We start from the raw sequence: 22,229 nt of genomic DNA, 5'->3' as shown, positions 1-22,229 counted from the left end.
GTTCTCCTTTTTTCAGTTTCCGGAGGCAACGCCTCCGGTTTCTCTGTCAGGCATCGAGCGCCGCGCGCAGGCTCAACATGACGTTATTTTCTTCTTTCAGGGTTTCTTCTGCCGATCCGCCGCCATCCTCGGCGCATACGGCGATACGCTCCATTTCCTTCCCTGCAAGCTGCATCACCACCGCAAGCGCCGCAGCCGGAATGGTGACATTACGGTTTTTCCGTTTTTCTTCCACCATCACCTCAACAATGTTGTAGATGAGAGGGACACACCCGGAGGGATACAGCTCTGCCTCCAGTCTTTCCATCACCACGTCTATCTCTTCATCACTGAGATCCCAGTCAATGCAGAGACCGCGAATATCGTTCCGGCTCCAGCTGGCGAATACAAATTTCTCGCCGTCATTATCGTCATCACGCAGCATTTCGATGGCTATCTCTTTTGCTGTACCAATCATGTTTTTCTCCTTTAGTCGGGCGGCATCGCCGCCCGTGGTCAGTCAAGAGCACGCCAGATCGTGACGCTTTCCGGATGGGTATCAGCAAATGCCATAAGCTGCTCATAACGGCGACAGAAGTGGCGGCACAACTCCTCATGGTCATGGTTGCTGTGGTGCCAGCTCCGGTGATTCAGTACCAGCGCCGTGAGGATGATCCCCGCCACTTCCCCGCTGACAGTCTGCTCAAACCAGTTGTCCGGATTGCACAGGGTCAGGCTCTCCACGTCAGGCGCCATATATCCGCCGCCTTCCGGCAGCCGGTAAAACTGCCAGAATCCACCCTCATACTCAGGGCAGTAACGCTGGGCGTAGGCGTACACGGATGCCTCGGACGTCATAAAATCACCGCCAAACAAATCAGGCAGGAAAGTCAGGCGCTGCGCACCCTCAAGACGAACAGCATCACAGGTCACGGTCTGGTTCATAGATCCTCCACGGTTAACATATTCTCGGTTCCGGCATCGCCGTGACGACACGACAGACCGGCGAAAAGAGGAGGACACAGGGGCGACGCCGCAAGCCGCAGCGCAAAGCCTTCACGGGCTAAATGCACCGTGAAGGGTGCGAACGGGTGAGGACGGAGGCGTCAGCGAACCCTTGTGGCCGATGCGGCCGGGCTACAGTGAAGTCACGGCGCATGCCGTCACTGCACGGGGCTTCAGGGGAGTTTCATTGTCCCGACGTGGCCCGGAGGGCAGCGGCGGATAAAAGCGGAAGGTACTGACATCCTTGTATTATCGGCTATACAGAATGAATTGATTCTGTACGTTAAAGACCATGTTCAGGGCAAAGCAGGACGGTGATATCCTGAGGCTAACAAGCCAGTGAATAAGATAACTACCGCTTTGCCTTTAATTCAGCGAATGACCGAAGGGTATCTAAGGCCCCGCACACCGGTGAGCTTGTATTTGCAAGGTAGGCCAGTGCTGAACTCAATGAGTATAGAAAAGGCCTGCAGAAGCAGGCCTATAATAAATTCAAAGCAAAAAGATTGGCATGGGAAAATAATGGAATGGGTTTAGAAATATGCATGCCGAATGTAAATAACATTAATCAATATTATTCTCATTATCGCTTTCCGTATATCCAATTAAGAAAGCATCGCTCAAGTGTTGTTGATATTTTTTTATGGAAAAAGGACAAGTCTTTTCCAAAAGCACTACCTAACAGACCAAGAACTAACGTCAGGACACCTGCAACGTAAAGTACTGAACCCTGCAAAAATTCACTCTTTAAAAAATCTGGCTGGATTTCTTCAGGAATACCTTTAAGACCGGTAAACGTCAACGCCATAACAAAAAGCATGGTTATACCCCATGCTACAACTTTTGAAATTACATTGGAGATTTTTTTAACTCGTTGTTCAAGCTTGCCTAATTGTATTTGAGCATCAGCCTTCCCCTCAGCAGCAAGCCTTACTTGTTCTTCTGCTTCATGTTTAATTAGCCTGAGCATTTCCTGATGTTCTGTGCGTAACACTTCCATCTCAGCATCATGCTTTTCAGTATGTTTTTTATTAATCGTAGCTACGACATCAAAAATATCTTCCTCCGAAAAGTCTTCCCCTACATCAACAGACACACGATGAACTACACGCAGCAGATCACTATCCCAACGAATACGTAAGAAATCATCTTCGCTGATACCTCCACGCTTCTGAAGCCCCTCAAATCTTACAAGAAACGCATTCCAGAACTTGTCGTCTGTATAAAGAAGGCTATAAGCGGTAGATAAAAGCTGTTCCTGTGGTAAATTACCGTAAATATCAGGTCTTTTAAGCCAAAACATTGCTGTCATCCACTGTTCGGAGACAACTAGCGGAATAGCGTTGCGACCTATCTCTTCTTTAAAAAATTCATAAGCGAGCTTTTGAAGGGGGATGTTATGCGTCACGAACACGCTGAAACTCTGGTTCAGGTTATTAATAATCTGACCTTCACGGAGGTTATGAATTCGCGAAATACAGATTGTATCATGTTCATAATTTTTGTTTGGACTGAATCTTTGTGAAATAGCACTCTGCAATGCTTCTTCATCACACTGGAATTGTTTTTTAGCTCTAAACCCTTGAATAACATTAATACCAAATCGGGCTATACTTGAGTCTAGCAGTTTTATCTCTGTATCAAGACGCTCAGTGTCATACCCTTCCCCCCTGAGCCATTCAAGTGTTTTAGTGTTGAATCTTCCGTAATATTTACGGCTCAGATCACTTTTCCAAGCCTGAAGAAGGCCTTCGATCTCATCGAAAGTCCTATCGAATATACAAACTCGAATATGGAGAGACTGCAAAAGATTAAGAAAGTCATGGTAAGTTTCCTTGGATTGTTTTCCGCTATATCCAAGAAGACCTAATACTATTGGCGAATCCAGATATATAGTTATACCTGCGTAAGATTTTTTAGTTGTAGCTTTATCTGCATAAAATAAATAGTTAGCAAGCAACATCCCCTTAACACAACGGCTGAAATGTTCAAGCAATACTGGTTGACTTCGATGTATATTACTTATAAATGAAGCAATTAGATGATCAGTGTTCTTGATGGTGTCATTTAATTCACTCTTACGATAAGCCCGCTCACTGATAACGCTACTCACATTAATTTCTATGAAACGAAGAATTAGTTTTTCCGCTTCATCTTCTGTTATTTTTTTACGAAACTTTTCTTGCGTAAAATTAACAAATTCAACCTTAAGACTATTTAGAGATATTCTTACATCTTCTTGCTTATGCTCAAAACCATTCTTCCAATCATTGATTTTTTCATGACAAGGTATAAAAGCATGATTCTCTTTTATTAATAACCCGCGCTTTCTAGCTCTGGTCATCAGTACCTTTACAGCAGACATCGGTGGTTTGAAACCGAAACTTTGCAGAAGACGCTCCTGGATATCGGTTTCATTAATAACTTGTTTACCTACTTCCGACGCAGTAACAGCAATAAACGGAAGAAACAGGTCAATTTCATCTTGTATTTCATCAGACTTCAGGGTCTCAAGCAGTGCAAGGTGCAAAAGAGGGCTTCTAATTTCTAGTTCTGACATATGTATTGTTACATCCCGGAGGTTTTTAGTTTTAATCAAACATCACTCAGTTAGCGGAAAATGCCCAGTGGCACAAGAAGAGTCCGATGTCTGGAGATGTTATAAATGACCGACACTCTGATTACCAGTTAATTAGCGAGGAGTATTATAAGTCATACATCCATCACATGTGAACTTCCGCTTTTAACTCAAAGCAAACATTTATGAGCCCTGCCCTCTTCAAACAAAGCGGTTTCAGTCCCAATCGCAGCTTGCAGTTGAAGAGGGTATTTTATTCGCTGTGGATAGCCATCGGTTGCCGGGGCGTTATCCCGGCTCTCTCCCTTACGCGGCCAGCGTCTCCTGTAATGCGTGAACGTTCTTCAGCTCATTCCTGATGGATTCAGGCTCCTGCCGCCCGGCTTCCCAGGCCATACCGATCCGGTTTTCCAGCGCGCATTCATAGTTACGCAGGACGCAGGAAAGGAGTGCCGCCGGAACACTCACCTGACGGTTTGCCGCTTCCCGCTGACGGGCCAGGAGATCACTGACAGTCAGATTATTTACCCCCTCCTGGCGGTATTGCGTCATTTTCATTTCGCCGATCGCCTTCATCAGATTCCGGATTTCAGTCCCGCCCGGTTCTGGCCGGGCTTCACAGCAGGCTACGCTAATCCCCTCTTCCGTCCAGACCAGCAGGACCAGGGGTTCGTCAAACGTGAACATGTTTTCAAGCTGTACACAAAGTTCTTCGCGGGTTCCGTACATCGTTTTTTCTCTCTTGTAAGGGGTTTCAGGCCGGGCATCAGCCCGGCAGGGTCAGTCAGTCCTGAAAGGTTTCGTCCAGCACCAGGGCTTCGCGGTAGGCTTCAAGAAGCAGGGTGTTGATCCGGCGCAGAGTCTGCGCAGCCATACGTTCGGTAAGCGTTGCCGCGTCATGCCGGTGCTGCGATTCGAGGCGGTTCAGCAGCATCCGCACGTCACACATGGCATTGCTGAGCGCGGCCACGTCCGCGCGCAGGTGTTCAAGGCCAGGGTAGTTCATGCCGCCTCCGGATAGTAGGGATAAAACGCGCCGTCATTGGCCGCCGGCATCCTTCTCGCCCGTTCAACCTGTGCCAGACGTCGAACGCCGGCGGCGTGATACTGCTCAAGCATCTCGATCCCGATATAGCGGCGGCTGGCTTCGGCGGCGGCCACGCAGGTGGAGCCGCTGCCGGCGAACGGGTCAAGGACAATAGCCCCCGGACGCGTGAGCGATTCAATCAGCGGCCGCAGGCTCTGCACCGGCTTCTCCGTCGGGTGATGTCGGTTGCCCGTGTATTTCCAGGGGATCACGTCCGGGATGGGACGGTCCGGGGTTTGCGGCCTTCCCTTTGCCAGCAGGTAGGCACTCTCATGGGTGTAACCCACGAACGTCGATTTTGAGGCGTAGCTCTTGGCAAAGACGATATGGCCAACCACCCGGAAACCGGCCGTTTTCCACGCATTCAGAAACAGATCCGCGCGGTTCCAGGCATAGAAACTCACCATGAGGCTGTCATTTTTCAGCACGCGGTACATTTCATGACAGGCGGGCTGGAGCCATTCGGCAGAGTTGTCCCCGGCCAGGGTGCGGCCGGTACGGTCCTTATAGCCAACCAGGTACGGTGGATCGGTAAGAATAAAATCGACGGCACGCGCCGGAAAACGGGACATCACCTGCACGCAGTCACCCAGAATAAAACGGGACATAGACACACTCCTCTCTGATATGCGGCACCCTCTTGCGCCGTGCCGCCACAAAAACCCGGCGAAAAGCGGAGGGCGCAGGGGCGACGCCGCAAGCCGCAGCGCAAGCCTTTCACGGGCTGAATGCACCGTGAAAGGTGCGAACGGGTGAGGACGGAGACAACGTGAACCCTTGCGACCGCAGCGGCCGGGTTAGCGTGAAGGCACGGCGTTGAACACGCCGCCGGCTGGCGGCAATAAGGCGGAGGGAACCGACATCCTTCGGTACCGGTTCTGGTAGCTGATGAGTCCGTGAGTGTATGGCAGAATGCACACTGATAATGGATTCGCGCCGTTATCTGACATGTGTGCCTTTGATTTCAGGACGTCCCCAACCGGAGACGTCTTTTTTTTGAGTCGGATATATGGCAGGTGAAAGTGCGAAGTGATTATGTGATTATCAGCGCCGAAAACATCTTAAGGGTTTTCACCTGTAACGAATTGCATGGCTTCAGGACACCCCCTCCCCGGATGGTGTCTTTTTTTTCAGCGCCCCTTCACGTGGTCGATAGCGAACTGCAGCGTGTCCCAGTTAAAACCGATGCCTGCATCGTGGCTGTGGTCCCAGATACGCATGGCTTCTGCAATTTCTTCCTCCGACAGACTGTCATCGAGCGACAGAAAATCATCTTCCAGCCAGAACGTCCCCATACACAGTGCATCCAGTGGATACTGCTTCAGCCTGGCGATGAGCCCTGCCACCGTCACATCATCACGACATGCAGGACGCGACGGCAGGGCGACGCCGAAGCCGCAGCGCAAGCCCTTCACGGGCTGAATGCACCGTGCAGGGCGCGAACGGGTGAGGACGGAGACAACGTGAACCCTGGCGACCGCAGCGGCCGGGTTAGCGTGAAGGCACGGCGGGTAATTTCTTACGGGAGATATAAAGCGGAGGGAAAATTTCACATTAAATTAAAATGTGATTTACATCACAAAACAATACATTATAATCGCCGAAAAATTAAGCGATTAGTTTTGACGGCAGGGATGAGATGTCACCCTGCCGTTTTTTTTGTCCTGAAGAGGACAATGCAGGACAGAGGGTTACAGGATTGAGAGAATGCCTGCCGAAGATTGGAATCTGGAAGTGGGCAGCTGGCACGAAACTTATTTAGCTGTTTTGCAGGCTGAGACTAACGATGATCGGAGTACGCGAAACTCAATTACGTCGTTACGCTCGAGAAGCTTGGAGCGTCTGACGAACAGGCCATTGCAGCCTTCAGTGCCAGTGAAATGGCGAGGCTGCGGTAGCGGTTTTGCAGCATGATGGGGGCATCAGCAGGCACTGCGTCAGACACCTGTAGATATGCTTTCCATGCATCTGGCTGTGCTAAAGCATCACGTTCCACGGCTTCGAGCTGGTCTTCACGTTCCTTTTGCTTTTTCGTGGCCATCTGGTCAAGAACCGCCACTGTGGCTGCGGCATTCACCGCACCGGGTATTGCCAGTGTGAGCGCCACAAACAAAATTGCAGTATTACACTTCATTTGTCCTCCTCATTGTTGTTCATCTCCTTTATTTCCTGACAGTTCAACAGCTCGCTGGCCTCCGCCAGCGTCAGCCCCGCTCTCTTAACCTTTTGCATCAGTCCCTCCCGGGCTGTCTGGTTACCATTCTGAATGATGTTCCTGCTCAGGATCGGTTCTTCGGCTTTTTATCGTCAAACGCCAGGAGAACACCGAGGCCGATCAGCGAGGCGTAGCAGACCTGCATCGCAATTGTCACCGGCAGGGAGATATTATCAACCAGAACACCGGGAACCACGACGGCAACACCTGCCAGTATCATTCCCCTGCCGATCTTTTTTACCCGTTCCGGCCACTGAGATTCAGGCACGTTCCGGGCGCGCAGAAAGTTATGAATGCACTGCTCTGCTTTTTGTTTAATCACTGACATGTTCTAGTCTCCGAATGCCCGGCGCATATTTTTCTTTATCCTGGTCGCTTCAGCGGATACCGGTGCGGCAGGCTCCGCTGGTTTCTCCGGCACTGCAGCCATGCTCACGTCAGCCGTACCAGCCATCTGCTGAACCAGAACCTGCAGCTCGCTGACCGTGCCGGGCGGTACCGGCATACTGGCCAGCAGACGCGGCAGCTCCGGTGCGGTCGTATGCAGGGCCAGACCGGTGATAATCAGGTTTCTCAGCAGCTCTCCGCGCAGGCGGGATGACACGCCCGTCAGCACACGCTCAACCCGTTCACTGCTCCGGTCATCCTGAAGCGTCAGGGTGTAACGCCGGCGCTGGTATTCCGTCTCCGGTGACATGGCCAGAGCCGCCACGCCACCATCAGGCTCATCAGGAAGTCCTGAGAGTGAAGACCAGGTGCCGGATACCAGCGCCATCACGGCACAAAGCCGGATGGCGCTCAGATGCCCGTCAAAGAACACCGGGATCAGCGCCGGTAAACGTGCATCCGTCTGGTACATCACCGCCCCGGCGGTGGCGGCGGTCCGGATGAAGTCACCACGCAGGGGTTGTGAGATGGTGCTGATGGTCGCCATCGCCGCGATGTCGGTGCGATCGTCGCTGTGCAGATAGAAAGAATACTGGCCGTCCGGCACGTTTAGTCCTCTTTATTGTAAAGGGCAATCTCTCTGGCCAGCGCCAGCTGCGGATCGCCGATAACCTCGATACGGTCAGGAGCCAGAGGCCAGGCCTGACGGATAGCCTCTTCAATGAGGGATGCCCCTCCCCCGACCAGGAATACCCGGTTAACGTTCCTGAAGGCCGTCAGCTCACTGGTGACACGCGCCCCCAGGGAAGTGATTGCCTCTGTAATTTTGTTCAGAACATCGTCAATTTTTCCGGCATCGTTGATCACTCGCTGCAGATACTGACGATCATTGCGGTTGCGGATGACCGTGTCAGCAATAAGCGCGCTGGTTTCGCTGTCTGCAGCCCGCAGCGCGCCTGCAGCTGCGCGGGTGACCTGTGACACGCCGACAGACGGATTGCCGTGTACCGCACTGATATCATCAAACTGTCCGACAATCACGCCGGCATCGAGCGTGGTTCCGCCGAGATCGATAATCAGGGTGGTCTCAGCGGGTCCGGGCTTCAGCTCCGCGAGACGAGAGAACGCCGCCGGCAGTGATTCCGGCATCACCTTCACGTCCGTTACGGTAAATGCCCTGCCCTTATTCAGAACCAGCTCACGCATCAGGTTTTCCCGTTTGCGTCGGATGTTCCCCTCGTTCCGCTGGCAGTCCCCGTCATAATACTCGCTCAGGGGCAGCGTCACGGTCAGGCTCACCGGCTGCGGCTCAAGTCCGCTGTTCAGCAGGGCATGATGCACGGCCAGCAGGTTGAGATCACCGTACTGGTATTCCACGTTTGTCGTCGGGATGGCATCCCGGCTGACGCTGTCCCAGGTGTATTTCAGCGTGCCCACCTGATAGTTGAACGTTGCGGCACTGAATTCCGCCACTTTCCAGCCATGCCGGAAGGAGTTAGCTGAAACCCGGGTCTGCAGCTCGTTTCCTTCAAACCATGCCAGCTTAACATTAGTTGAACCATCATCGCAGTAAATATTCATCATTATGCTCCGCCAATTAAACTCAATTTGATACATATTATAAGAGCAAAATGGCAAAATAAAAGACTTATTTCTCATTATGAGTAATTTAAATATCTCATGATGATATTAAGTAGCATTTTGAGTAACTTAGGTTACTCACCCTGTTCATGAGGAAGGTGATCTGGATTATCCTCACGCTGTTAAATGCACTGTATTTATAACCAGTATATTTTAACGTCAGGAGGAAAGATGAAACTGCAGCTTTTCAGCACCGGGAAAGAAATCCCGCCACAGGCCCACCCGTTGTTTGCAGACCTGGCCAGCTGCGGTTTTCCCAGCCCTGCAGCTGACTATGTCGAGTCCGACCTGGATCTCCATGATTACTGCATACGGCACCCGAGCGCGACTTACTATCTCCGTGCCAGCGGTGACAGCATGTCCGACGGCAGCCTTTACAATGGCGATCTGCTGGTTGTGGACAGTGCAGAGAAGCCCCGGCACGGCGATATTGTTGTGGCCAGCGTGCAGGGGGAGTTTACGGTTAAACGGCTTCTGCTGACGCCACGACTGACGCTGCAGCCCATGAACGCGGCCTGGTCTCCGATTTATCCCGACCCGGACGATCTGGATATCTTTGGCGTCGTCACGCACATCATCCACCGCCCGAGGGAGATGTACTGATGTTTGCCCTGGCCGATGTGAACAGCTTTTATGCCAGCTGCGAACGTGTTTTCCGCCCTGATTTGAAAGGAAAGCCGGTTGTGGTGCTCAGTAATAACGATGGCTGCGTCATCGCAAGAAGTGCCGAGGCAAAGCCCTGGATCAAAATGGGCACGCCGTGGTTTCAGATGAAAAACGAAAAGTCCCCGGAAAAAATATACGTGTTCTCAAGCAACTATGAACTTTATGCCTCGATGTCAGCGCGCGTGATGAGTTGCCTGGAGGAGCTGGCCCCCAGGGTGGAACAGTATTCGATTGACGAGATGTTCCTCGACCTGACCGGCGTTGAGCACTGCATGGACCTGGAGGACTTCGGCCGGCAGCTGCGCCAGCACGTGTATGACTGTACCCGTCTGACCATCGGCGTGGGTGCCGGGCCGACGAAAACCCTGGCAAAATCAGCCCAGTGGGCCTCAAAGGAGTGGAAACAGTTTCGTGGCGTGCTCGCCCTAACCAGGGGAATCCTCAGCGAACGCGGAAACTGCTTTCACTGCAGCCGGTCGAAGAGATCTGGGGTGTGGGAAACCGTATTGCACGCAAACTTAATGTACTGGGTATCAGGACCGCGCTCGATCTGGCCCTGACGAACCCGGCCTTCATCCGCAAAAATTTCTCCGTCGTTCTCGAGCGAACGGTGCGCGAACTGAACGGGGAAAGCTGTATGTCGCTTGAGGAAGCCCCGCCTACGAAACAACAGATTGTCTGCAGCCGCAGTTTTGGCGAGAAGGTCACTGAATACGATTCGCTCCGCCAGGCTGTCTGTCAGTACGCAGAGCGGGCCTCAGAAAAGCTGCGTAAAGAGCGCCAGTACTGCCGGCATATTTCCGTATTCATCAAAACGTCTCCGTTCGCCGTTAAAGAGCCTTACTACGGCAACGTGGCCACGGAGAAACTGCTTACTCCCACTCAGGACACCCGGGACATCATTGCGGTCGCCACAACGGCTCTGGAGCGTATCTGGAAGGATGGGCACCGGTATGCCAAAGCCGGTGTGATGCTGAATGACTTCACCGGCTCCGGCGTTTCGCAGCTGCAGCTGTTCGACGAACGTCCTCCACGTCCTCACAGCGCTGAGCTGATGAAGGTTCTCGATGGCATTAATCATTCCGGGCTGGGACAGGTCTGGTTTGCCGGACGAGGGATAGCGCCATCATGGCAAATGAAACGCGACATGCTCTCCCCTGCGTACACCACCCGCTGGAAAGATATCCCCATAGCGAGGATCAGTTAAATTTCGCTTTTCAGAGAGAGCCAGTAGTGCTCGCCGCAGCCGAACGACAGGGCGAAGCCCGCGAGTGAGCGAGGAAGCACCAGGGAACTGCACTGACAAATTCTGCTTACGCTCGAATTCTAAAGGTTAGCTCCTTAAAGTTTATCCACTTATCCACGGACATATTTTTATAAGATCTTTTTAATAGGTTGTTAGGTTTACCTTTTTAGAACTCCTCTCAGCCCTTTATTCATGCGGGTTTGAGAAGGATCATTGTGACAATTTGCCCTTTCAGTGTGACAAATCACCCTCAACCTCCCTCTTAAAGAGTGACAGATTGCCCTTAACCCTGTGACAAATTGCCCTCATGATTTGCTGTATTCCACAAAGTTATCCCAACCTGTTGACTCTTTTTCAATTAGTGTGACAATCTAAATTCCTGTCACACTTTACACGGACCTGTCATGACGGAAGTTGCGGTTATCAACCATAAAAAACGTAAGAATAGCCCGCGAATTGTCCAGTCAAACGAACTGACTGAGGCGGCATACAGTCTTTCTCGCGATCAAAAGCGTATGCTTTATCTCTTTGTGGACCAGATCAGAAAATCTGACGGTACGCTCCAGGAGCATGACGGGATATGTGAAATTCAGGTCGCCAAGTATGCTGAAACCTTCGGGTTGACCTCCGCCGAGGCCAGCAAAGATATCCGTCAGGCTCTCAAGGGATTCGCGGGTAAAGAAGTGGTCTTTTATCGGCCTGAAGAGGATGCCGGGGAAGAAAAAGGTTATGAGTCCTTTCCCTGGTTCATCAAACGTGCCCATAGTCCCTCCAGAGGGCTTTACAGCGTCCATATTAACCCGTACCTCATTCCTTTCTTTATTGGCCTTCAGAACCGTTTCACACAGTTCCGACTAAGTGAAACGAAAGAGATCACAAATCCCTATGCCATGCGCCTGTACGAGTCACTATGCCAGTACCGTAAGCCGGATGGCTCTGGCGTGGTATCCCTGAAAATAGACTGGATCATGGAGCGCTATCAGCTTCCGCAAAGTTATCAGCGTATGCCGGACTTTCGCCGTCGGTTCCTGCAGGCGAGTGTCGATGAGATTAACAGCAGAACGCCAATGCGCCTGTCTTATATCGAGAAAAAGAAAGGCCGCCAGACGACTCATATAGTCTTTTCTTTCAGCGACATAATGTCGATCACACCTGAGTGAGCTTTGAGGGTGATTTGTCACAGAAAAGTTTGCCTTCCTTTGCCCTGACTGGTTTTCAGGAACTAAATGGTACCTATTTTGTGCTTTAGAAACACTTAATGAGGGCAATTTGTCACACTTAGTTCAGTGCAGCTTGTCACATTTCCCCTCAGCCCTGAGTGTCGTTTGTCACACTTAAGAGCGCCCTTTCCACTTCTGGCTGAGGGTGTATTGTCACTATTTGAATTCAAAACCGCTGCCTGTAACTATTGGTGCATTCTCCCTGCACTAAAAATTTGTTTGAGCAGGCAGCTGTTAAATGTCCTGTCTGAATGTTCTGGCCAGCCCGGAGGATCAGTTAAGAGCACACCTTCCTGCTCCATCCAGCTATGTGTTTGTAGTTTACGCTCGACATACTCCTCGGATTCAGAGCCCATTGTTTCGATGATGAAAGTGGTAACTGTGTTTTCTTTGCTCGGAACCACATTCAGTATGAAGTCAGGATGAATGACCTCCTCCACCCCATTTTTAGTGCTTTTAGACGTAAAAAGTGGCTTGCTGAGGCTGATAGCATCCGGATGATTTTCCTGACGGCCAGCATAGCTGCTGGCGTTTATTATTACCTTCAGTGTGTCGCGTTCTTTGTTGCTATCCACAGGCACAGGATTATCAAGCGTATACGCGGCATGCGCATAGCCCTCATGGCAGTAAACCTTACCATCCCTACCTCTGCGGTATTCCAGAATTGCCCAGTATGGGGCCCGACTGCCAGTGTTGTAGGTGCTTTCTCCATTGATACTGACTCGGGCTTCAGGCCTATGGATAAAAGTATTACTACGAACGCTAAAGGTTACTTCTTCCCGATTGGCATCGGTCGCAATACCAATGATATACACGCATGCCTCCTTATCACTGCTATCAGTCTGCAGTGAAATTTCCAGCTGAGTCAGCATGTCGTTAATCCGTTCGAGGGACAGCCAGGGCGCGCAACTGAACAGCATATTAAGCTGTCTTCCATTGCCCATTGTATGTTCATCCAGAACTTCTTTTATTCTATTGACCGAACCGACTAACCCCGGACTTTTATATTCAGGTACTAGTTCAAGTTGGTTCAGGCCAGCTGCCTGAATGAGAGTCAGCAATTTTCGGCCCAGAGCCGGAATGGGTTTAAGAGTTTTGCGTCGACGCTTACGGGGCACTACCGGCCCTTCCACAGCGTTGATTTTGTTGTCTTTCTTCTTGTCAGGTAACCAGTCATTCCCGCCAACCGGATTTAATGGGCTGGTTTTTCCTTCAGTGATAGTGTTATCAGCATCCTTACTTTTCTTTAGCCTGAACAAAGGGCACTGTTCATCATGCTGTCTTGTCGTCTTGACGTGGCGTAACCTGGCAACGTTAACCTCGCAGTTAAAAGGACCTTCAATGTTCGGGTCATGTTCGACGCAATCACATTTTAACCACAGCTTACGGCGGTCCATTTCTTCAAGCACAGAATTTGCTATACGTAAATCAGCCTGAGCGGGTTTTCGACTGTTGCTGAAAACATGCAGCAATGCCTCTCTCTCTGCCAGATTCAGTTTCCTTTCAAGCCTTCCCCTTGGATTTTTTTTCCACACAAGGTCCATTGATTTACTCCTTCACTCAAAAGTGTGATTATGATATCAAGATAATATCTTGGCATCATAATAACTTGTTAAGATAGCAAGGCATTTAAACTTAGTAATATCTTGTTGAATTACATTACATTATTAACATAACAAGTTAACATGATAGTAAGATACAAGCGCCGGAATATTGAAAATTATTTTTTAATATCCTATTATCTTAATAAGGTAACAAACAAGGTGTGCGGAATATGATCATTGTTCTTGGTAGTCAAAAAGGTGGAGTAGGTAAAAGTACGCTGGCAGTTTCTATCGCTGCATATCTTATGGCGCTAGGAAAGCGAGTTCTCATTGTAGATGCCGACGATCAAAAATCAGTACTGACCTGGTATAACAATCGACCAGAGAACTTGCCTCATATGCCTGTGACTGGAGCGTCCGGCAACATCAAAGCCATGCTAAAAGAGCATGAAAAATCTTATGACTTTGTAATCGCCGATTGTGCTGGCCGTGACAGTGCAGAGATGCGAAGCGGATTAATGGCTGCAGATGTGTTTATTTCCCCTTTACGACCGTCCCAAATGGATTTGGATGTCGTACCACATACATGCTCTGTTTTTACTGCAGCTAAAGATTTCAACGAGTCTGTACGTGGGTATTTAGTGTTGAATATGACACCAACTAACATGTTCGTTAATGAAGCTAATCAGGCAGCGGATGTTCTCAAAGACTTTCCGGAAATGAATCTGTCTAATGCTCGCGTGTGTGACAGAAAAGCTCACAGGGATGCCTGGGCCGAATCAATGACTATTTTTGAAACACAGAACATCAAAGCCCAAGAAGAAATTGAAGCTCTGGTTAAGGAGATCATTCTGTGAGGAATAGAGCACATACACCGCCAAGAGACGAAGCTTCGTTTATAAACGGAGGCACAGCTGGCCTCACTGCAAAAAATCCAGATGAACCAAGTAATAAATCTGCGACTAGTAAAGCAAAACCAGTCAGTATCTCTCTTGCTGAAGAGAATCTTAACTCAATCGATAATGTCATTAAGGAAGAGATGTTATCAGGGAACAGGAGAGTAAATAGATCCGATGTAGTTAGAGCTGCAGTGATGGCATTAGAAAATTTATCACGAGAAGAAATCTCTCAACTGATTGAAAAATCGAGATTAAAGTAATAACAACTTAACAACTTAACAACTTGTGAAGTTGGTGGTTAAAGGTGGCATGGTTACTAAGTTAATCAGATAGTAAGATAGTAAGATAGTAACTTACCATCTTGTTACCTTGCTATCTTAGTCACCTGTTTTTTTAAGCAACGCCACCGCCTCATCGCCCGGCATCTGGAACTGCACCCGGTGCCGTGCTGCCACATCCAGCGCAAACACCTTCGTATACACCTCCGTCGAGCTGATGCTCTTATGTCCCATTAAACTCTGCAGCACCTTCAGCGGTATGCCTGCGTACAGCATGTGCATCGCGTAGGAATGGCGGAATGTGTGCGGGGTCACCGGCACGGAGAACATCACCCCATCGGCCGCAGCCGTTTCAACCGCTTCGCTGAGCCAGGTGCGGACCGTCCGATCGGTAATCTCCCAGATACGTGCCTTCTCGGTTCTGCCGCTTCGCTTGTTACGACGTTCAAGAGGTATTTTCAGAGTGGCCACCATCATCTCCAGCTGGCTGACATAGTTCGCATCAGAAAGCGGAACCAGGCGATGCGTCTGACTGCCGGCAGGCGAACGGCCGGCCGTTCGGGCCGCTTTTTCCGCCCGCTGCTTGAGTGTGGCCAATTGCACGAACGGGTAGGGCGGCGCCAGAGAAAAATCACTCCGGGTCAGCGCCAGAGCCTCGTTAATGCGCGCCCCGGTATTCCACAGGGTGGCCAGCAGCATCTTGCGGTGGAGGTCGGGTACATAGTGGAGCAGGGCACTCACTTCGGGCGCCAGCAGATATTTCGGCAGTTCGTCCTGAACGAGCGCCATCTGGCGCAGTGCCAGCGCTGAAGGGTAGTCGATGGCAACAGGAAATTGCGGGGCTGCTGCATGAGCAACATTGCCGGTAATGGCGGGCAGCATAAGGTATCTCCAATATAGATATTACTTAATTCTCAGAATGAATTCCTGGGGAGGACAACCGGCAACGTATCGCCTGCACCAGTTTCACGACGCAAAGTGAGAGCCACCATGTCTACAAATTCACGAACATCACGGATGGCGTGTTCCAGACTCCAGCTACCAATATGGATTCGCTCGTCATGTTTGCTGACCCCATTTCGGTGCACTAAATCCTGGCGGGTATCAACAACATATTTAAGAGGCACAAAAGGCCAGTCATACGGTTGCAAAAGTACCGAAGAGAAATATTTCTGCAAATGCTCCAGATTGTGAAAGGTCTGCTGACTGACAAATAACTTAGCCGTACGACGTTTCAGATCTGTTTCATCGATAGATGCCTCAGTACGCAACTGAGCTTGGCTGAGAACCTCAGACTTGCACAGGTTTATTTTTTTCTGGAAAAATGGAGCAATACGGGAATAGAAACGGTCCAGATGTTCCGCATCATTAAGCAGAGCCCGTGCGGAATACATAAGAAAAGCTTCCATCACCGTTACGGTATGGGCATAGGCCATGCGGAACACAATGCCAGAATTAGAAGAAGTGACCAGTTCCTTCAGTTCATCGAGTTCACGGACGGCGTGAATGTAGCGGTCATCGAGATCGTTAAGCGAATCCTGAAACCACTGCCATTCAGCCTGCTCTGCTAGAGAATCCAGCATCCAACTGTAATTCTGGGCGGCCAATTCCCATTCCGGTGTACCTTCTTCAGCATCCGGGAAATTTTCTTTAATCCATTGAGCTGAACGCTCTTCCTGCATTTCGAAAAGCCAGTCTTTCGTGCTCCCCATCAATTTTCTCCTCTTGCTCTATGGAAGTCCCGCCACCGGTTAACTGAAGAGACACAGTCTCGTCACGGCCTCATCCCTTTGCGACAAGTCGATGCCCCATATTTCCTTCAAATCAGAACTGCGGTACGGCGCGACCGGCCAGTGCAGTATTGTCCATCCGTCACAGCCTGGAAGGTTGAGCTTTCTGGCAACCACATGACCATTTTCGCTGAGAAGGAATAATTGCTGAATACTGCTGTCATCCTCCGTAATCAGCATATGCGAGAAAAGGGTCACTTTTTTATAGCCCTCAGCGATGAGCCCGTCGATCACATCCTCATAACCCATACTTTCCTTACCAAACTTATAATTATTAAGAGTAATTATGACGCGCAGCATCATCAGCTTCGCACAACCCTGCGTCTGTCACACGGATGATTTCCCCCTGCTGTCATCATTTGCAGGATGATAATAAGTAGCCATATAACCACGTTGTTAAATTACCGGAAGCGCGGTTCTTGGTGATCCGACTTTTCTGCTATCTCATAGTTTCCGGAAGTGTAGCACGCAAACGGAATAAGCAAAGGGTCGCTTTGTGGTGTTTAGAGGTGGGAAGTAGGGGTGGGGAGGAACACAACATATAGAATTAATCTCAGCTGACCGAGTGGCACATATTGTGTTTTGTGGATACAGCACACCGGGGTGGTTCGGTAAGATCCGGAACTCAGGGTTTTCGGATCTGAGCGGGAAAAGAGAGAAGAAAGCATATGTGAAGCCTATCCATATGCCTGGCATCTGCATAGGTATGACATACGCATATACTCACCATCTGCATATGCCATATCTATACATATGCTGAACATCTGCCTATACTGAACATATGCACACACCCGGTGCAATGAACCTCATTCCGGATATGCATCACATATCCATACTTACCCGGGAGAAAAATCATGAGAACCGTATCCATTTTTAAAAACGGCAACAACCGCGCCATCCGCCTGCCCCGCGATCTGGATTTTGAGGGGGTGAGCGAACTGGAGATCGTCCGGGAAGGGGACAGCATCATCCTGCGTCCCGTCCGGCCGACCTGGGGTTCGTTCGCGCAGCTCGAAAAAGCTGACCCGGACTTTATGGCGGAGCGCGAGGATGTTGTCAGCGACGAAGGACGATTTAACCTGTGAAAAAGATCTATATGCTCGACACGAACATCTGCTCGTTCATCATGCGCGAGCAGCCGGAAGCCGTGCTGAAGCGTCTGGAGCTGGCTGTGCTGCGCGGTCACCGCATTGTGGTCTCGGCCATCACCTATTCCGAGATGCGCTTCGGTGCCACCGGCCCGAAGGCCTCGCCGCGCCACGTGCAGCTGGTTGACGCGTTCTGCACACGCCTCGATGCCATCCTGCCCTGGGACCGCGCAGCGGTGGATGCTACCACGGAGATAAAGGTGGCGCTTCGCCTCGCCGGGACGCCGATAGGCCCGAACGACACGGCGATCGCCGGGCACGCCATCGCCGCCGGCACGGTGCTGGTGACGAACAATGTGAGAGAATTTGAGCGGGTGCCGGGCCTGGTGCTCGAAGACTGGACTGGTTAGCTGCAGGCAGGCTGATACAGGAAATATCCATATAATGCCGGACCCGGTCGTTTCTATTATGATCCAGTACATGCCGGGAGTGGATCGTTAAACGTTAACAGAACAGATAATGTCTGCAATTATCTCTGTAGAACTGAACAGGAGTGAGGTCATTACACATGAAATTTAAGGACAGAAATCTAAGGGCTCTCGCGGAATGTGTCATCGGAGATAATACGGCATTCCTGTATCGCTCAGGCAGTCGCATCACTGAATTTTTCCAGGATTGCGACATGGAGGTAGTTCATGACGGATCAACGCGGTGGGCATGGACGGCCCTGAGGCTTGAAGAGCTTCTTAATGAGCCACAGCCAAAGGCCCACGCTTTACCGGAAAGGTTTGTTCATGTGCTCAGAACCTTAATGTTAAAAGAAGATGCCATGGATGACGATCCCGGGAGATCAAAAGCCCTTGAAGAACTGAATAAACCATTGATGCGGGAAGGCTATGAGGCATTCTATGGTAACGATAACCTGCTGTATATTCGTCATAACGGCACAAATACAGTCTCTGTAAACAATAATCCTCACCGCCCCTTAACGCCTCTCGAAATAAAGCGCAGAATATTGCTGACAGCGTTCCTCGAAACCTGCTCTGAGGATGAACTGATAGAGGAGGTGCTGCTTCCTTTATTCAGGCAACTCGGCTTTCACCGGATAACAGCAGCAGGACATAAAGATAAAGCGCTGGAATACGGAAAAGACATCTGGATGAAGTTCACTCTGCCAACTCAGCATGTCCTTTATTTTGGTATTCAGGCAAAGAAAGGCAAGTTGGATGCATCCGGCGTCAGTAAATCCACAAATTCAAATGTGGCCGAAATTCACAACCAGGTACTGATGATGCTTGGCCACGAAATATTTGATCCAGAGACCAACAGAAAGGTGCTGGTTGACCACGCCTTTATTGTTGCCGGCGGAGAAATCACTAAACAGGCGAGAAACTGGCTGGGCGGGAAACTTGACGCGAGTAAAAGAAGTCAGATCATGTTTATGGACCGGGAAGACATTCTTAATTTATATATAGTAAGTAATATTCCATTACCTGATGCTGCGCTTGTCTCTGATGATGCTGCGGCAGGCGATGATATTCCATTCTAATTCTTAGCGCTTCCTTTCAAAAAGTAATTCTCTGCTGACCGAGCGTTTGAGACGCTGGTCAGGGGGGCACAGTGAAAGGTGAGGAAGACACCCTGAGTGGGCTGCGCTGCCGGTTCGGTTATGTCTGCGTGGTGCGTTTACCTTATTGAAAAATGTGCTGAACTCGTTTGGCAACAGGGCAACAAATTTGCTGCCCTGCCTTGCTCTCATTCGAGTTCACCAGCCCGTTCAATGATCTCTTGACGTACAGCTGAAATATAATTATCCCATGCTGGTGAGTATTTGCTGATATAGCTCAGAATGGTATGTTCGATGTTGGATTTCCGTGCCAGGTTATTCAGCCTGTCGTAATAATCATGCCAATCAGCTAGTCCATTAATTGACACTGAAAACTGCCTTAGTTTGGCATACTCAGCGGCCTCGTCCGCCGATACTGTTGCCGGGTCAATCGCTTCAAACCAGCATTTATGGTTAAACTCCGGAGCACCTTTTTGATGAGCCGTCTGAAGAGTAAATTCAAAGAGTCTGCCCAACACGTCACGTCGTTGCTGTTTTATCACCCTGTCCGTTCCTGTCAGGCACTTCTGAATGATTTTAAGTTTTTCCTGAACCGTACGGTGCACATCGCCGTCAAGAACACACATCACCTTTCCAATATTGCGGCCAGAAAGCAGAAGTCCTGCAAGCACAACCGCAGAGTTTTCTGCAGCACCAAAGAGCTGAACGTCCACCTTATCTGTCAGTGCCTCCCGCTCCAGAAGGACATTGATAGCCGTACGCGCCAGTTCATCTTCAACGAAAACACTGACCATTTCAGGCTGAACATCAGTCAACTGACGTAGCGCATCAGCAGATACACCGGGAAATGCCCTGATCCCTGTACCCATATTAAAAATACTGACGATATTGATCGCTCGCTTGAACTGAACGACAGATTCCCTGTGAGTTGAAAAAACAATTTCCAGCACAGACTCATCCGCTATGACGATCAGCTCAGTGACCAACTTTTTGAAGGCTTTCTCATGGAGGAGAACATCGAGTTCGTCAATAAGAAGCAATCCATTTGGCATTATGGAGGGGTCATGTGCAGCTTTTAGCACTTCAAATACACGTTTCTCACCGGCTCCCATGGTGTGCTCAGTATAGGAGATACCATTTTTGGTAAATTTATAGAAGGTGTAGCCCTTTTGAGTAGTACAGACCATCAAATCGGAGTAATCAGCCTCAAGAACCCGACACATAGAATCAAGTATTTTTTGTTTGAGGTGTGCAGGGCCGAAAACATGGCTAACGTACTTTGCATGACGGGACGCAGCGAGATCATCAGATAAAGTCCCGAGTGTCTGAAGTCCGAGGTATATGGATTCCTTGACCGGTCGACGGGCATAAACTGGCTGCCAGCGGGCGACTTTAGAATAGAGTTGAGTGAAGGTGTCATCCGGTGCTGGTGTGGGAACAAACATTATTCTATTTCCCTGGTTATTCAGGGAGCCTGCATAAAAATGGGCAGTAAAACCACTGTCACGCCAGTTGTTATCATCATGCGGAGTAAAGAAATCAGAGAATCGGTTATTTTCTTTCGAAGTAGCAGTACGGGGTTTATAGCAGCAGGCAAGGGCATGGATGATCGTCGACTTTCCGGACCCATTCATCCCCATAATAGCCGTAACTTTCTTATCAGCAGGAAAGTTGATGGTACAGTTTGATATCCCTTTTAGGCTCTGAATCTGAATTTCCTTCAAGCGTAGTTGTGCTGGAATGTTTTGCCTGGCAGCCATTCTGACCGGTTCCTTCATATGTTAACAGTCGGACTAATGCCAGGTACATTACCTCAATTTAGGCAATAAGTCTGGCATCTAAAACAGATGTTTCGACAGGGAGGCACTGCCAGATCCGGCTTTGAGGGTTATCGGATCTTTTAGTGAGATGAAAAGGTATTGTTCCTACAAAACACCAATGAGTGGATAGGCCTGAAATAATATGGCCTGATTTCTGCAAAATACTGTAATCAGAACAGGCAGTATTGTACAATACTGCACAGCTTTGCTGGAGCGGTCTAAACCTGTTCTATTCATCTTTTACCTCGAATAATTCTTCAATAGATTTTGTCGGGTAGAAGAGAGAATTACAGTTTTCTTCCTTTAACTGTATAAAACCCAGTCGAAGGTAGAACTTTTTGGCGTTGTCGTTCAGTGCTTCCACGAACATTCCGTGTATACCCACAGCTTGCGAGGCCTGACACACAACTCTCATAGCATGAGTAACAAGTGTTTCTCCATATCCCTGGCGATGAAGATTTTTATCAATTGCCAGACGGCCTAAAGTCACACTAGGAACATTTTTATAGGGCACACGCTTTTGTTGTGTTTTGCTGGGTAGAAGTGTTTTCTCAAAGCAACTGCCAGACAGGGTGTAATATCCCATGACACGTGGTTTATCCTCTCTCGTCACGAGCAGATAACCACGTAAAATCTTACTGTTGTGCTGACGTTTCAGATGATCGGTGAGAAAAGTATTCAGATACTCTTCTCCACAATAGAAGTTGCTTAATTCATATTCAACTTCCTCTGAAAAAATCTCAATCCTTAAACCGTCCATTTGTTACTCCAGTTCCCGGAGACGTTTAGCGGCTCGTTTCAGTCGTTCATTTGGTACTGGCGGATTAGTGATTGCATCCATAACGAGGTTCCAGGATTCCTCATTGAGGAGCAGTCGACGGTGCTGGTCAATAACTTCTGCAGCGCGTTCTGAAGCGGTACTGACCATGAACTGTGAAATTGACTGGTTAGTCATTGCTGCAGCTTCTTCGATCATGTGTTTGTCGTCTTCATTTAATCTCAGATCGATGCGCTGCTTCTTCAGTGCTGACATGGTTTTTCTCCCTGACCACTCTTAATTCTGAAAGAATGGTCAGCTTTGTTAAGTTCGGGCCTTAAGGCGATTACATTTATCCAGGCCTGTCGTGGTGATATTTTGATAACACGTACGGAAATAAGCCGTACAAACATAATAGAGTTATGGTATGCAGGTTTCAACCACAAGTTGCTATGGATCCGG

25 protein-coding genes and 1 pseudogene are annotated in these 22,229 nt (G+C 49.5%); 8 read left to right on the top strand and 18 right to left on the bottom strand.

The features are described from left to right. Window positions 1-46 precede the first annotated feature (46 nt). The 11 genes from N037_RS12270 to parM form a co-directional block, all read right to left on the bottom strand. Entirely contained in the window at window positions 47-457 is a 411-nt protein-coding gene (locus N037_RS12270) for a DUF1380 family protein (protein ID WP_032641228.1), read from the bottom strand. Window positions 458-495: 38 nt separating this feature from the next. Beyond that, complete coding sequence (locus tag N037_RS12265; protein ID WP_032641226.1) at window positions 496-924, bottom strand: antirestriction protein; 429 nt, start codon at window positions 922-924, stop codon at window positions 496-498. Window positions 925-1,567: 643 nt separating this feature from the next. Continuing rightward, window positions 1,568-3,544: a hypothetical protein gene (locus N037_RS12260; protein ID WP_032641224.1), complete on the bottom strand. Its 1,977-nt coding sequence runs from the start codon at window positions 3,542-3,544 to the stop codon at window positions 1,568-1,570. Window positions 3,545-3,868: 324 nt separating this feature from the next. Then, the gene (locus N037_RS12255) at window positions 3,869-4,291 is read right to left on the bottom strand and encodes a DUF1380 family protein (protein WP_032641220.1); all 423 of its coding nucleotides are present in this window, start codon (window positions 4,289-4,291) and stop codon (window positions 3,869-3,871) included. 55 nt (window positions 4,292-4,346) lie between these two features. Next, window positions 4,347-4,568: a hypothetical protein gene (locus N037_RS12250; protein WP_013087144.1), complete on the bottom strand. Its 222-nt coding sequence runs from the start codon at window positions 4,566-4,568 to the stop codon at window positions 4,347-4,349. Beyond that, window positions 4,565-5,257, bottom strand: coding sequence for a DNA methylase (locus tag N037_RS12245; protein WP_032641218.1), 693 nt, complete (start codon window positions 5,255-5,257; stop codon window positions 4,565-4,567). The genes N037_RS12250 and N037_RS12245 overlap by 4 nt, the downstream gene beginning before the upstream one ends. Window positions 5,258-5,779: 522 nt before the next feature. After that, window positions 5,780-6,064 (bottom strand): hypothetical protein, encoded by a 285-nt coding sequence (locus N037_RS12240; protein WP_231686690.1) that lies wholly within the window; start codon window positions 6,062-6,064, stop codon window positions 5,780-5,782. Window positions 6,065-6,459: 395 nt separating this feature from the next. Next, window positions 6,460-6,783 (bottom strand): hypothetical protein, encoded by a 324-nt coding sequence (locus N037_RS12235; RefSeq protein ID WP_032641216.1) that lies wholly within the window; start codon window positions 6,781-6,783, stop codon window positions 6,460-6,462. Between the two features lie 145 nt (window positions 6,784-6,928). Then, window positions 6,929-7,192 carry a hypothetical protein gene (locus tag N037_RS12230; protein WP_023345612.1) on the bottom strand — a complete coding sequence of 88 codons (264 nt, stop codon included), beginning with the start codon at window positions 7,190-7,192 and terminating at the stop codon, window positions 6,929-6,931. A gap of 3 nt (window positions 7,193-7,195) precedes the next feature. Further along, window positions 7,196-7,858 carry a plasmid partitioning/stability family protein gene (locus tag N037_RS12225; RefSeq protein ID WP_032641215.1) on the bottom strand — a complete coding sequence of 221 codons (663 nt, stop codon included), beginning with the start codon at window positions 7,856-7,858 and terminating at the stop codon, window positions 7,196-7,198. Between the two features lie 2 nt (window positions 7,859-7,860). Then, window positions 7,861-8,832 carry a plasmid segregation protein ParM domain-containing protein gene (gene parM / locus N037_RS12220; protein ID WP_082440893.1) on the bottom strand — a complete coding sequence of 324 codons (972 nt, stop codon included), beginning with the start codon at window positions 8,830-8,832 and terminating at the stop codon, window positions 7,861-7,863. Window positions 8,833-9,063: 231 nt separating this feature from the next. Here parM and umuD point away from each other — a divergent pair, with 231 nt between their 5' ends. From umuD to repE, 3 genes and pseudogenes are all read left to right on the top strand, one after another. Beyond that, window positions 9,064-9,495, top strand: a complete 432-nt coding sequence (umuD, locus tag N037_RS12215) for a translesion error-prone DNA polymerase V autoproteolytic subunit (RefSeq protein WP_032641211.1) — start codon at window positions 9,064-9,066, stop codon at window positions 9,493-9,495. Beyond that, window positions 9,495-10,765: pseudogene (locus N037_RS12210) on the top strand (Y-family DNA polymerase). Before umuD ends, N037_RS12210 begins: the two are co-directional and overlap by 1 nt. Window positions 10,766-11,208: 443 nt before the next feature. After that, window positions 11,209-11,964: a replication initiation protein RepE gene (gene repE, locus N037_RS12205; RefSeq protein WP_008502210.1), complete on the top strand. Its 756-nt coding sequence runs from the start codon at window positions 11,209-11,211 to the stop codon at window positions 11,962-11,964. Between the two features lie 245 nt (window positions 11,965-12,209). On the opposite strand, the gene N037_RS12200 is transcribed toward repE, so the two are convergent. Then, window positions 12,210-13,568, bottom strand: a complete 1,359-nt coding sequence (locus N037_RS12200; protein WP_032641209.1) for a hypothetical protein — start codon at window positions 13,566-13,568, stop codon at window positions 12,210-12,212. Between the two features lie 230 nt (window positions 13,569-13,798). On the opposite strand from N037_RS12200, the gene N037_RS12195 reads away from it, so the two are divergent. Together N037_RS12195 and N037_RS23940 are read left to right on the top strand one after the other, a co-directional pair. Further along, entirely contained in the window at window positions 13,799-14,425 is a 627-nt protein-coding gene (locus N037_RS12195) for a ParA family plasmid-partitioning AAA ATPase (protein ID WP_008502208.1), read from the top strand. After that, entirely contained in the window at window positions 14,422-14,727 is a 306-nt protein-coding gene (locus tag N037_RS23940; protein WP_014172326.1) for a hypothetical protein, read from the top strand. Before N037_RS12195 ends, N037_RS23940 begins: the two co-directional genes overlap by 4 nt. Before the next feature lie 117 nt (window positions 14,728-14,844). Here the strand turns inward: N037_RS23940 and N037_RS12190 are convergent, their stop codons facing one another. The 3 genes from N037_RS12190 to N037_RS12180 are packed head-to-tail and all read right to left on the bottom strand — an operon-like array spanning window position 14,845 to window position 16,784. After that, the gene (locus N037_RS12190; RefSeq protein WP_032641207.1) at window positions 14,845-15,627 is read right to left on the bottom strand and encodes a site-specific integrase; all 783 of its coding nucleotides are present in this window, start codon (window positions 15,625-15,627) and stop codon (window positions 14,845-14,847) included. A gap of 32 nt (window positions 15,628-15,659) precedes the next feature. Next, window positions 15,660-16,457 carry a hypothetical protein gene (locus N037_RS12185; RefSeq protein WP_050511250.1) on the bottom strand — a complete coding sequence of 266 codons (798 nt, stop codon included), beginning with the start codon at window positions 16,455-16,457 and terminating at the stop codon, window positions 15,660-15,662. A 39-nt stretch (window positions 16,458-16,496) separates the two neighbouring features. Beyond that, entirely contained in the window at window positions 16,497-16,784 is a 288-nt protein-coding gene (locus tag N037_RS12180; RefSeq protein ID WP_197278579.1) for a hypothetical protein, read from the bottom strand. A gap of 605 nt (window positions 16,785-17,389) precedes the next feature. Between N037_RS12180 and vapB the strand changes: the two genes are divergently transcribed. From vapB to N037_RS12165, 3 genes are all read left to right on the top strand, one after another. Further along, a complete protein-coding gene (vapB, locus tag N037_RS12175) occupies window positions 17,390-17,620 on the top strand; it encodes a type II toxin-antitoxin system VapB family antitoxin (RefSeq protein ID WP_021312767.1) in 231 nt (76 codons plus the stop codon). Continuing rightward, window positions 17,617-18,033 carry a type II toxin-antitoxin system VapC family toxin gene (locus N037_RS12170; RefSeq protein WP_032641202.1) on the top strand — a complete coding sequence of 139 codons (417 nt, stop codon included), beginning with the start codon at window positions 17,617-17,619 and terminating at the stop codon, window positions 18,031-18,033. The genes vapB and N037_RS12170 overlap by 4 nt, the downstream gene beginning before the upstream one ends. A 158-nt stretch (window positions 18,034-18,191) precedes the next feature. Further along, window positions 18,192-19,172: a hypothetical protein gene (locus tag N037_RS12165; protein WP_032641199.1), complete on the top strand. Its 981-nt coding sequence runs from the start codon at window positions 18,192-18,194 to the stop codon at window positions 19,170-19,172. 206 nt (window positions 19,173-19,378) lie between these two features. Here N037_RS12165 and N037_RS12160 read toward each other — a convergent pair whose 3' ends face one another. The 3 genes from N037_RS12160 to N037_RS12150 form a co-directional block, all read right to left on the bottom strand. After that, window positions 19,379-20,950 (bottom strand): AAA family ATPase, encoded by a 1,572-nt coding sequence (locus N037_RS12160; RefSeq protein WP_032641197.1) that lies wholly within the window; start codon window positions 20,948-20,950, stop codon window positions 19,379-19,381. Window positions 20,951-21,239: 289 nt separating this feature from the next. Beyond that, window positions 21,240-21,770: a GNAT family N-acetyltransferase gene (locus tag N037_RS12155; protein ID WP_032641195.1), complete on the bottom strand. Its 531-nt coding sequence runs from the start codon at window positions 21,768-21,770 to the stop codon at window positions 21,240-21,242. A 3-nt stretch (window positions 21,771-21,773) separates the two neighbouring features. Then, window positions 21,774-22,043: a type II toxin-antitoxin system TacA family antitoxin gene (locus N037_RS12150; protein ID WP_032641193.1), complete on the bottom strand. Its 270-nt coding sequence runs from the start codon at window positions 22,041-22,043 to the stop codon at window positions 21,774-21,776. Between the last annotated feature and the right edge of the window lie 186 nt (window positions 22,044-22,229).

It is taken from the genome of Enterobacter sp. EGD-HP1 (genome assembly GCF_000733275.2).
In the GTDB taxonomy this organism is placed as follows: Bacteria; Pseudomonadota; Gammaproteobacteria; order Enterobacterales; family Enterobacteriaceae; genus Enterobacter.
This window is presented reverse-complemented; position numbering and strand designations above follow the sequence as displayed.